The organism is Limnobacter sp. G6BE5S, assembly GCF_058448965.1.
This window is the reverse complement of record NZ_JBZFLM010000001.1, coordinates 508,001-519,705: the sequence shown is the minus strand read 5'-3', so window position 1 is coordinate 519,705 and position 11,705 is coordinate 508,001. Positions and strand designations below refer to the sequence as shown.

The window sequence follows — 11,705 nt, the reverse complement described above, 5'->3', positions numbered from 1 at the left end:
ACAAACAACACTAGTTCACAAGCAATCTTATCAAGGTCTGTGCAATGGCAACACCACTACATCCCGCACTGCTTGCGCTTCGCGAACGCATTGAACTGCGCTCCAAGGGCACGCGCGCTGCGTACTTAAACAGCCTGCCACAGGGCCCGCAAAACCGCACAGCTGTGGGCTGCGCCAACCTGGCCCACACCACAGCCATTTACCCAAGCACCACCAAGCGTGTTATTTCATTACACAAGTCACCGCACTTGGGTATTGTGACTGCATACAATGACATGTTGTCGGCTCACCAGCCATTTGCGGTTTACCCTGAATTGATTGCCCAACATGCACGCGCACTGGGCGCCACCACCCAGGTTGCAGGCGGCACACCCGCCATGTGCGACGGCGTCACGCAAGGCCGTGAAGGCATGGAATTGTCCCTGTTCTCACGCGACGTAATCGCCTTGTCCGCTTGCGTGGGTTTGTCGCACGATGTGTTCGACGGTGCCATTTTGCTGGGCGTGTGCGACAAAATTGCGCCTGGCTTGTTGATTGGCGCTTTGGGCTTTGGGCACCTGCCCTTTGTGTTCATTCCGGCAGGCCCCATGGAAACCGGTTTGTCCAATTCAGAGAAAGCCAAAACACGCCAACTGGCTGCACAGGGCAAAGCCACCCGCGAAACCTTGTTGCAGTCTGAAGAAAAGGCTTACCACAGCCCTGGTACCTGCACATTTTATGGCACGGCCAATTCCAATCAGTTAATGCTCGATTTCATGGGTTTGCAGTTTCCCGGGGGAGCGTTTGAATTGCCCAGCAGCCCACAACGCCAGGCCCTGATCGGTGAAAGCGTGCGCGCCCTTGAAAGCGCCACACGCAACCCAGCCTTGAAACTGGGTACGCTGGTGGATTCACGTTGCCTGATGAATGCCTTGGTCGGTTTGATGGCCTCTGGCGGCTCAACCAACCACACCATTCACTGGGTCAGCGTTGCCCGCGCAGCGGGTTACCTGATCGACTGGAGCGACATGGAAACCATTTCCAGCGTCACCCCGCTGCTCACCCGCGTGTACCCCAACGGCACCGAGGATGTGAACGCGTTTCAAGCCGCAGGCGGCACCGCAGGCTTGTTGGCCACATTGATCGACGGCGGTTTTGTAGACGGCGACGCACCCACTGTGTGGGGCACCAGCATGGCCAACACAGTGGCCGAAGTGCTACCCACTGCGGAGGTGTTTTCAACGCGCAAACCGGGTGGCTCGCGCAATACAGAAGTACTGCGCCCGCACACCGACGCCTTCCAGCCCGACGGCGGTATTCGCCTGATGAAAGGCAACCTGGGCCGTGGTGTTTGCAAAGTATCGGCGGTAAAAAAAGAACACCGGTTTGTTGAAGCGCCCTGCCGTGTATTCACTGACCAACATCAAGTGATCGACGCTTTCAACAAGGGTGAATTTACCGAACCTGTTGTGGTGGTGCTGGCCCACCAAGGCCCGCGCGCCAACGGCATGCCCGAGCTGCACAAACTCACGCCCATTCTGGGCATTGTGCAAGATCAAGGTCTGCCAGTGGCATTGGTTACCGATGGCCGCATGAGCGGTGCCTCGGGCAAGGTGTTGTCCGCCATTCATGTGTGCCCCGAAGCCAAAGCCGATGGGCCCATTGCGCGGCTTCGCGATGGCGATGTGGTGCGTGTGGATGCCAACAAAGGTGAGTTGTACACCACAGCCGACCTCAGCACCCGCAAACCCATGGCCGAGCCGGCACAGGCCGTTAGCCTCGGGCGCGGCTACTTTCAGGTGTGGCGCAATACGGTGAGCAGTGCCGAAGAAGGCGCAAGCAACCTGTTTCCCCAATGAATCAAGGAAAACCCATGAACACCCCACACACCCCGGACACCCGCCTGGAACGAACAAAAAACTGGCTGCGCCAAGGCGTGTTGCCTGTGGTGGTTATTGCTGATTTAAAGCAGGGCCTTGAAATTGCGGAAGGGCTTTGTGCCGGTGGCATTACCCAAATTGAAATCACACTGCGCACCCCGGTGGCACTGCAAGCCTTGGGCGAAATTGCCAAGCGCTTCCCGGAAATGAATTTGTCAGCGGGCACGGTATTAACGCCTGCGCAATTTGACCAAAGCGCCGACCTTGGGGCCACGCTCTTCATTTCACCGGGCCTTACCGAAACGCTGGCTGACCATGCACTGAAGAACGGCTACGCTTGGGTGCCCGGTGCGGCCACCGCTTCTGAAATAATGCGTGGGCTTGAGTTGGGGTTCGAGTTGCTCAAGTTTTTCCCGGCCATGGCGGCGGGCGGGCCCAAAGCACTGGCAGGAATTACCGCCCCATTGGCCGCAGCACGCATTGTGCCCACGGGCGGAGTCACGCTGGAAAATCTCCCGCAGTGGCGTGAAATCAAGGCAGTGCAAGCAGTGGGCGGTACTTGGCTGACGACAGGTCTTGATGGCGTGAACAATGTGGCCAAGGTGGTTGAGCAACGTGCAGCACTAGCGATGGCGGCATGGAACAACACCGTGCTGGTTTGAATAACCCAGCTATTTTATTTGGCCCAATCGGCTTGGGTTTAGCTTTCTCGACTGTTCATTAACTGCCCGATCGGCTTGGGTTCCGATCTCTCGCCTGAAAACCTGTACTTCCCTTTTTGAGATTCACCCTGACTCACCTCGCTCGGCAAAAGGGCGGGCCGAGTCTCGGTGCCGGCCAATGGCCGACCGTGGCGGGTGAATTCAAACGGGCAGGTTTTCTTGAAGGCGAGGCGATCGAAACACCGCCGCCGATTGGGCTGTAAATTCAGCCGCCGGTGACGCTGAGCTGAACTTGCAAGTGGTCGCACTCGGGAGGTTTAAGCCAACTCGGCAGTGGGATTGCTTGGGACGCACTTCAAGGAAACTGCCCCGTTTGAGTTTATTAGAAGCGTTCGGCTTCAAGCCGACACCGAGACTCGGCCCGCCCTTTTGCCGAGCTCGGTGAGCAAGAATAAATTCAAAAAGGGATCAAGCGGTTTCCAGTGCGGCACAAGTAACTCACGCCGAGTTGGCAAGAAACCGAAGCAGTGACCCTTCAAGTTCAGCTTCAGCCTCCTCGGGTTACACCCAAGTGGCACAAACCCACCCCCATGCGACACTGCATGCAGTATTCACAAGAACAACACCATGTCACCCAATCACCTTTCCCCGCCCCCCTTGCGGATGTCGTTCATCATCTGGGGCTTGGCCGCCGCGTTTTACCTGTTTGGTTTTTTCCAGCGCGTTACCCCTGGCGTACTCACTGAAGAACTCAGTTCAACATTTGACCTAAGCCGCGCCGCCTTGGGCAATTTGTCGGCATTCTATTTCTACTTCTATGCAGCCATGCAAATACCAGTGGGCCTGCTGGTTGACCGCATCGGCCCACGCAAAATTCTCACTGTGGGCTGCATTCTGGGTGGCTTGGGTGCACTGATGTTCGGCTTTGCGCCTACATTGGGCTGGGCGGCGGTAGGCCGTGGTTTGGTGGGAGGTGCCGTGGCGGTTGCATGGGTTTCCATGCTGATGCTGGTGGCTCAGTGGTTTTCACCTTCGCGCTTTGCCAGCATGTCGGGCGTTAGCCTGGCTGTGGGCACCATGGGCGCAGTGTTGGCCGGTGTTCCGTTACGCGCCCTTTCCGATTTGTTCGGCTGGCGGGTGGTGATGGGTGCCAGTGGCCTGATCGCAGCGTTACTGGGTGTGCTCATCTGGATTTATGTGCGCGACATGCCTTCATACCGCGGCTACAAAAATCATGTCGCCAAGCGGCCCGAGAATGAAGTGACGCTGCCCCTGCTCACTGCATTGGGCCACACGCTGCGTTTTCCGGCGGTGTGGCTGATCTTCTGGATACCCAGTGGGGTGTGCGGAGCCATTCTCACATTCACGGGTTTGTGGGGTGTTCCTTACCTCACCACCTGGCATGGGCTCAGCGTAAAAGAAGCCTCGCTGATTATCACCGGCATGCTGATCGCCTTTGCTGCAGGCAGCCTGTTTTTTGGTGCGTTTTCCGACAAGTTAAAACAACGCAAACTGCCATATTTTCTCGGTGCTGTCCTGTCAATTGGCGGCTTCATCATTTTGGGTTTGAAACCCGATCTACCCATTGCGGTGGTCTCTGCACTGCTATGGGCGACCGCCTTTGGTGGTGGGTCCATGGTGCTTAGCTTTGGCTATGTGAAAGAATCTGTGCCACACCATTTGGGCGCCACTGCCGTGGGTATTGTGAACTTGGGGGTGATGGTTGGCCCGCTGGTGCAGCAACCGGTGCTGGGTGCCATTCTTGACCATTATGCGGCCGCAGAAAACATCACGGGGGCCTATTCAAAAGCCGGGATGACTGTGTGCATATTGGTGTTGGCAGCCTGGGTTGCTACCTCGATTGTCAGTTTGATGTTGAGCAAAGAAACTCACGCCAAGCCGCGGTTTGCATAGGGAGAATTCGATTTAAAGCCCCTGCCAAATTGACAGAGGCTTTGAAAGGGATGAATTAGTGCAGAGTCACTGGATGCTGCATCCAGGGCTTGTAGCTTTCAATAAAAGCTTCGATGTCGTCGATATCGGGTTCTTGGGCGGCAAGGTATTTCACCTCTTTGCGGAATTTTTCAGCCGCATCGCCCTGCAAAAACAGTTCTCGCTGATTGTTCTTGTCCACGATTTCAATGCCAAGGCTGGGTTGCCCCTCGCTCATGACCAAATCCACCACGCAGTAAAAGGGGCTATCAATCATCATTAACATCGCAAACCTCCAAATAATACTTTCAGGTTGAATATGGTGATCTATCTAGCAATTTCAAGGCCACGCCTTGGGCGTCTAACCCCTTACGCAACTTCCTCCACTAATTTGATATCGGCAAACCAATCCGTCCATTGAGGCTCGTTTAATAACTTTAACACTTGTTCCGGGTGGCTTTGGCTTTCCAGTTCCATTAACAATACATTGGGTTGGTTCAATCTTAAGGTGCGAGCAAGGTGAGTTGTCAGTACCAGTTTGGAGGAACAACACAAACAACCGGGGCTTAAACGCAGCACGTGGATACCACGCGCCTTGCGCTCGGCATCGAGTTGAAACAATTCAGCCTGCGCTTCGACGCAAGCCACTGAAAAAATTTCCGTACTGGCCATCAGGGTGATTTTGCCGGCACCCGTCTGCTCAAGGAGTAACTGTTCAATTCGAGTGGCGCGCTGTACAGGATTGCGGCCAGACACGAGGAAAAGATGCGTTTTCATTTGCGCCAAAAGGCTGGCGTGAACAGCACCAGAATAGTGAACATTTCCAGGCGGCCCAGCAACATGGCAAAAGAGCACACCCAGGTTTGGAAATTACCCAGCCCCGCATAATTGTTGGCAGGACCAAATTCACCCAAGGCAGGGCCCAGGTTGTTAATCATGGAAATACCCGTGGTCAGGGCCGACACCGGATCAACACCGGTGAATATCAACAGCATGGTAATAGTAATCACGCTCATGCCGTACATCAGCATAAAGGCCAACACACCGAAAATGACCTGCGAACTGACAGCCGACCCCCTAATTCGCACCGGGTTGATGGCGCGTGGGTGCAGAATGCGTGAAAGCTCGCCAATGGCATGCTTGAACAGGATTACTGCGCGCAGCATTTTGATACCGCCACCAGTGGAACCGGCCGCGGTCGCAAACATGCTGAGGAACATCATCAACAGCGGTGCAAACAGCGGCCACTGCCCATAGTCGGTGTTGGCATAACCCGTGGTTGTAGCAACCGACACAGTGTTGAAAAGCGCATACCGAAACGCTTCACTGAATGTGGTGTATTCCTGGTATGCCAGCAAATACATGGTGATCAGCGACACAGCACCAATCATCAGCATGAAAAACCATTTTGCTTCCGGACAATTGACATAGGGGCGAAACGATTTGCCACGCCAAGCCAAAAAATGAATCGAGAAATTCACTGCCGCAATCATCATGAACACCACTGCAACCATCTCAATTGCTGCGGAATCAAAGTAGGCGTAGCTCGCGTCGTGCGATGAAAATCCCGACAATGACACAGTAGTACCCGTGTGCAAAAACGCGTCCAGCCAGTCCATGCCAGCCAGCTTGTAACTGATGGCACAGGCCACAGACAACATGAAATACACCATGTACAAAGACTTGGCGGTTTCTGTAATTCGGGGAGTGAGTTTGTTGTCTTTCATGGGCCCGGGTGTTTCGGCCTTGAACACCTGCGAGCCACCCACACCCAGCAAGGGCAAAATGGCCACCGCCAAAACCAGAATACCCATGCCACCCATCCACGAGAGCAAGTGTCGCCAAATGTTGATACTGGCGGGCATGTCGTCAAGACCACTCAGCACAGTCGCGCCGGTAGTAGTTAGCGCAGACACCATTTCAAAGTAGGCATCCGCGACACTGAGGTCTTCAAAAAACAGCACCATGGGAATGGTGGCAAAGGCAGGCAAGCCGGACCACACGGTTGACACCAACAGAAAACCATCGCGGGGTTGAAGCTCTCGGCGAAAACGACGGGTCAGCACGTGCGCGGTGACACCGATACCAAACGTCACCAAAAAACCTGTGGCAAATGCATGTACGGTGGGTTCGCCTGTGAAAAAAGCGTAAGTGAGCGGCACCAAAAATGCCACCGAGAACAAGGCCACCGCAAAGCCCAATACGCCCAGCACCGGAAAAAGCGAGTTCCTCATGCTGCAAGTACCACTTTAGATAAACCCCACGCCGACCTGGAACAGCTTTTCCACTTGCGGCACCAGTTTGCGGTTTTCTACGAATGTAATGATGTGGTCTTCGGCTTCAATCACCGTGTCATGGTGCGCCATGATCACTTGGTCGCCACGCACAATGGCGCCAATCACAGCCCCCTTGGGCATGTCGATTTTTTCAATGGCACGGCCCACCACTTTCGACGACTTCGAATCCCCATGTGCAATGGATTCAATTGCCTCGGCCACACCACGGCGCAAACGGTGAACGGCCACCACGTCGCCCCGGCGAATGTGCTTGAGCAATTCACTGAGTGTGGCGTTTGATGGGGCCAACGCAATGTCGATTTGCCCGCCCTGCACCAGCTCGGCATACACCTTGCGCTGAATCAGGGCGATCACCCGGCGCGCACCCATGCGTTTGGCCAACAAAGACGACATGATGTTGTTTTCATCGTCGTTGGTCAGTGCAATGAACGTGTCCACGTCCTGCACATTTTCTTCGGCCAGCAAATCTTCGTCGGTTGCGTCGCCATACAACACCAAGGTTCGTGAACCCAGCTGGTTGGCCAGGTCTTCGCAGCGCTTGCGATCGGCGTCAATCACCTTGACCTGATAGTTTTCTTCAAGGCTGCGGGCCAGTCGCAAACCAATGTTGCCGCCACCGGCAATCATCACCTTGGTCACTGGTTTTGACATGCGCCGCAATTCCGACATCACGGTACGCACATGCTCTGTAGCCGACAGGCAAAACACCTCGTCGCCAGGCTGAATGGTGGTGTAGCCTTCTACCGCAACGGGTTGATTCTCGCGAAACAAGGCCACAATGCGCACATCGACTTTGGGCAAGTGTTTGCGCAGGTCTTCGATGGGGTGAGACACCAAAGGCCCGCCTGCGTAAGCGCGCACGGAAACCAGCGTCACTTTGCCATCGGCAAAATCAAGCACTTGCAAGGCATCGGGAAATTCGATCAGCCGTTCAATGTGTTCTGTCACACTTTGCTCGGGGCAAATCACATGGTCGACATTGAAACCTTCATCGCCTTGCAAATTCGCCTGTTCCATCATTTCTGGCGAACGCACACGCGCAATTCGGCGCGGCACATTGAACATAAGTGCAGCCATGCGGCAGGCGACCAAATTGGTTTCGTCACTGCGCGTGACCGCCACCAGCATATCTGCGTCTTCAGCACCGGCCTGCTTCAACACACGCGGCAAAGCGCCGTTACCAGCAATGGTTCGTAAGTCGTAGCGGTCTTGAAGATCGGCCAACACCCTGGGGTCTGGATCAATCAGGGTGATGTCGTTGTGTTCGGACACCAGGCTTTCGGCAAGGCTCGCGCCCACACGCCCGGCGCCGACGATGATGATTTTCATGCGATATTTTTGCGCGCAGTGCGGCCTACTTCCACGCCCAGCTGCTTGAGTTTGCGATACAAATGCGTGCGTTCAATACCAGTGCGCTCGGCCAAACGAGTCATGCTGCCATTCTCCAGGCGCAAATGGTACTCAAAATAAATGCGTTCAAATGAATCGCGGGCATCGCGCAATTGTGCATCCAGATCGAGGGTGGACAATTCGGCCAAAGCCTGCCCCAAAGGACTGGAATCGGGCGTGGACGAGGCACCACCCACTGCCGACACCGCAGCACCGCCTGCATTGTTTGACACACCGCCCACACCGTTGGCTTTGGGCTGCGATTGCATCAACGCACGGGCTGATTGCACCATTTTTCCGCGGGCCAAACCTTTTTCAACGGCGCCCAACAGCTTTTGCAATGAAATGGGTTTTTCCAGAAAATCGAGTGCGCCGATCCGAGTGGCTTCAACCGCAGTATCGATTGTGGCGTGGCCACTCATCATGATCACGGGCATGGTCAACAAGCCCTTCACCGACCATTCTTTCAACAGGGTCACACCATCGGTGTCGGGCATCCAGATATCGAGCAACACCAAATCGGGTTGCTCTTGGTCCCGAAGTGCGCGTGCCTGGCCTGCGTTTTCCGCAAGCAGCACAGCATGCCCTTCGTCACCGAGAATTTCGGACAAAAGTTCTCGAATTCCAATTTCGTCATCAACAACGAGAATGGTCGCCATGGTTAGAAAGTTCCTTCTTTATGCGGCCTGACTATGTTCGGCATTGTTCAAGGTGTCTTGCAACACGGGGAAGGTTAATTCCACCGCCGCACCAACAACCCGCCCTTGTGCATCTACCCTGTTTCTAATGGCAATTCGTGCCTTGTGTTCATCTGCAATTTTTCTGACGATTGCCAAACCCAAACCGGTGCCCTTGGTTTTCGTGGTGATGTAAGGCTCGAAGGCCTTGGCCAACAGGTCAGGGTTAAAACCCGGGCCGTTGTCAGCCACCACCAATTTCACGCCCACCAACTGCTCTTGTTCACCTTCCGGCGCTTTCAAACCTTCAGTGCGAACTTCAACCTTGGGTTGATCACAATCGACACATGCGTCTAATGCATTTTGCAACAAATTATGAATGACTTGGCGCAGCTGCGACGAATCTCCTGCCACCAGCGGTAATTTTTCAGTTAATTTTGGAATGAAGCGTGTGTCCAGTTGATCTTCAATGCCAACGTGTACATCGTACAGCGCCAACACATCGACCACCAAATCATTCAAGTCAAGCGGCTTCAAATCGGCAGGCGGCAACCGGGCATAGTCGCGGAAATCATTGACCAAACGTTTCAACGATTCCACCTGGTTCACGATGGTGCGCGTGGCCCGCTGCAAAATACCGGACTCCGGTTCTTGCAGTTTATCCGCCAGCTTCATTTGCAAGCGTTCCGCAGAGAGCTGGATGGGGGTGAGCGGATTCTTGATTTCATGCGCCAGGCGACGCGCCACCTCGCCCCATGCCGCAGTGCGCTGCGCTGAAATCAATGCGGTAATGTCGTCGCACACCAGCACATAACCCGCTTTTTCGCCAGGCAGGCGCGAGCCCCGAACCAGAATGGACTTTGAGCTTTGCGAATCAAAGGCACGTGGAATTTCAAGTTGCTTTTGCCAAATACCGCTTTCCTCGCCTTCATTGCCCTGATTGTCGGCCACGCTGGCGCGCACCGCCATGGCAAATCCTTCCAGGCCGGGCATGTCATCGAGCGGATGGCCCTGGTTTTCGGCCAGCGACCGGTCAAAAATTCGAAGTGCGCCGTCGTTGTACATTTTCAGGCGCAGCTTGTGATCCAGCACCAAGACACCTGCCGACAAACTGGTCAACAGGCTTTGCAAGAAATCGTTGTTGGCGGCCAGCTGGTTTTGATTGGCCTGCAAGCGGCGCTGCGCTTCCGACAATTGCCGCGTCATGGTGTTGAATGAATCCACCAACTCGCGCAATTCATCATCGGCATTCACTGGCTGCATGGTTTTGAAGTTGCCACTGGCCAGCGCCTTGGTGCCTTCGGCCAACCAAAGCAGGGGCGACGACAAGCGCGACGACAACCAAAACGCAGCCGCCACCGACACAAACACTGTGAGCAACAAGGCCAGAGTCAGCGTAATACCGTAAATTTTTCGCAAACCCGAACGCGACAACTGCAGTTCCTGATAATCGCGATACACACTTTGCACCGCATTGGCTCGTTGCGAAAGGGTGGTGGGCACCGGGTGCATAATTTGCACATAACGCTGGCCCAAATCGAAACTGGTCAATGGGGGCGCAATCGGCACCACCACGCGCATGTACAGCCGTTCTTCGGGATCGTCGGGGTCGGGTTCAATTTGCTGAAACGGGCGGGTCATCAACGCTTGGCGCAACATGACTTGTGTGGGCAGGCTAGGTAGCAGGCTGTCCAGTTGACCACCCGAACTGCCAAGAATTTGGCCCGTTTCAGACAGCAAAGTCAGCTCTTGCACATTGGCTGCATCGCGCAAGCGGGGCAGCTCCAGCAACTGTTCACTGGGTGTGGAACGCGACAGTTCAATGGAAATGGACTGCCCTTTCAAGGCCAGTTCGTTGATCAAGCTATCCAGTGCGGTTTGGCCCAGGTTCAAACCCGATTCCAGTGCGCCGTCTACCCGCACATCAAACCAACTGTCGATACTTTTCGCGAGAAACTGAACCGACACCAGGTACAACACAAAGCCGGGGATCAAGCCCATGAGCGCGAAAGACAGCGACATGCGCAGCATGAGCCGCGAGCCGAACACACCCGCGCGGTACCTGCGCACCATGCGCACAATCAGCAACAGCAAAATGGCAAACAGGCCGGCCGCAATAATGCCGTTCAGCGTAATGAGTAAAGGGTAATTGCTTTCGAAAAAATCAGTGTTCGACGAGGCTGACGCCAAAAGGAAGAGCAGCACGCCACCCAGGCTGCCCAGAATCAGCAGCGTGTAACGCAGCCACCGGGTGTTCTCCAGCCAGGGATTCATTTCCAGGCCTCGCGCTTGGGCGTGAACTCAAAGGCCAGCCATTCTGACGACAAATCCCATTCGCTATTGACCAAAGCACTGATCTGGAACGGTTTGGGCAACTCGGTGAGCAAAAGGCGAAAACGAACCTGTGCCGTGTAGGGCTGACCTATTTCAATTCGATCACGGGGAATGACTGCCCAATCACGCACCTTGGTCATGTGCTGCATGGCATCTTCAAGCGTGGGGGTGTTGTAGGTGTTACCAGGGGTAATGACGCGGTAAGTGCGTGTGAGTGCGTTGTAGGACAAATTCAGCGGGTAAGTGGTGCTGACCACTTCTTGGTCAACCCAATACCAGCGAGACCGCATCAGCTGAAAATCAACGGTGAATTGCAGGGGTAGCCCCCGATCAACCGCTTCGCGCAATTTGTGCCCCAGTTCAATTTCGAACTCCGCAGCCAGGTTCCATGCCGCAGGGGCTGGTGCCTTGTTGGGCTCCAGCTTGACTGCGGTAACCCGTGTAGCGGAGTCAAGCTGGGCCAACCCCATGGTCAGGACGCACATCAGCGCAAGGCCCAAAAGCCCATGCAGAACGCGAGTCCATAACGAGGAGTGGGCCTGGCTAAATTTCAAG

10 protein-coding genes are annotated in these 11,705 nt (G+C 55.0%); 3 read left to right on the top strand and 7 right to left on the bottom strand.

The annotated features are described in order from the left end of the window. Positions 1-44: 44 nt before the first annotated feature. The 3 genes from edd to ACVL1J_RS02495 all read left to right on the top strand — a co-directional run bounded on the left by edd (position 45) and on the right by ACVL1J_RS02495 (position 4,435). A complete protein-coding gene (gene edd, locus ACVL1J_RS02505) occupies positions 45-1,838 on the top strand; it encodes a phosphogluconate dehydratase (protein ID WP_341237637.1) in 1,794 nt (597 codons plus the stop codon). Positions 1,839-1,852: 14 nt separating this feature from the next. After that, a complete protein-coding gene (locus ACVL1J_RS02500; protein WP_341237638.1) occupies positions 1,853-2,521 on the top strand; it encodes a bifunctional 4-hydroxy-2-oxoglutarate aldolase/2-dehydro-3-deoxy-phosphogluconate aldolase in 669 nt (222 codons plus the stop codon). 627 nt (positions 2,522-3,148) lie between these two features. Then, the gene (locus tag ACVL1J_RS02495) at positions 3,149-4,435 is read left to right on the top strand and encodes an MFS transporter (protein WP_341237013.1); all 1,287 of its coding nucleotides are present in this window, start codon (positions 3,149-3,151) and stop codon (positions 4,433-4,435) included. Positions 4,436-4,490: 55 nt separating this feature from the next. On the opposite strand, the gene ACVL1J_RS02490 is transcribed toward ACVL1J_RS02495, so the two are convergent. The 7 genes from ACVL1J_RS02490 to ACVL1J_RS02460 all read right to left on the bottom strand — a co-directional run bounded on the left by ACVL1J_RS02490 (position 4,491) and on the right by ACVL1J_RS02460 (position 11,704). Further along, positions 4,491-4,739, bottom strand: coding sequence for a BTH_I0359 family protein (locus tag ACVL1J_RS02490; RefSeq protein ID WP_159569281.1), 249 nt, complete (start codon positions 4,737-4,739; stop codon positions 4,491-4,493). Positions 4,740-4,822: 83 nt separating this feature from the next. Continuing rightward, positions 4,823-5,230, bottom strand: a complete 408-nt coding sequence (locus ACVL1J_RS02485; RefSeq protein ID WP_341237014.1) for a GTP-binding protein — start codon at positions 5,228-5,230, stop codon at positions 4,823-4,825. Then, complete coding sequence (locus ACVL1J_RS02480) at positions 5,227-6,687, bottom strand: TrkH family potassium uptake protein (RefSeq protein WP_341237015.1); 1,461 nt, start codon at positions 6,685-6,687, stop codon at positions 5,227-5,229. The genes ACVL1J_RS02485 and ACVL1J_RS02480 overlap by 4 nt, the downstream gene beginning before the upstream one ends. A 15-nt stretch (positions 6,688-6,702) precedes the next feature. Next, a complete protein-coding gene (gene trkA, locus ACVL1J_RS02475) occupies positions 6,703-8,079 on the bottom strand; it encodes a Trk system potassium transporter TrkA (protein ID WP_159569287.1) in 1,377 nt (458 codons plus the stop codon). Further along, positions 8,076-8,798, bottom strand: coding sequence for a response regulator (locus tag ACVL1J_RS02470; RefSeq protein WP_159569289.1), 723 nt, complete (start codon positions 8,796-8,798; stop codon positions 8,076-8,078). The genes trkA and ACVL1J_RS02470 overlap by 4 nt, the downstream gene beginning before the upstream one ends. A gap of 18 nt (positions 8,799-8,816) precedes the next feature. Further along, positions 8,817-11,090: an ATP-binding protein gene (locus tag ACVL1J_RS02465; protein ID WP_159569291.1), complete on the bottom strand. Its 2,274-nt coding sequence runs from the start codon at positions 11,088-11,090 to the stop codon at positions 8,817-8,819. Further along, positions 11,087-11,704, bottom strand: coding sequence for a DUF4390 domain-containing protein (locus ACVL1J_RS02460; RefSeq protein ID WP_159569293.1), 618 nt, complete (start codon positions 11,702-11,704; stop codon positions 11,087-11,089). The genes ACVL1J_RS02465 and ACVL1J_RS02460 overlap by 4 nt, the downstream gene beginning before the upstream one ends. Position 11,705: the final 1 nt, after the last annotated feature.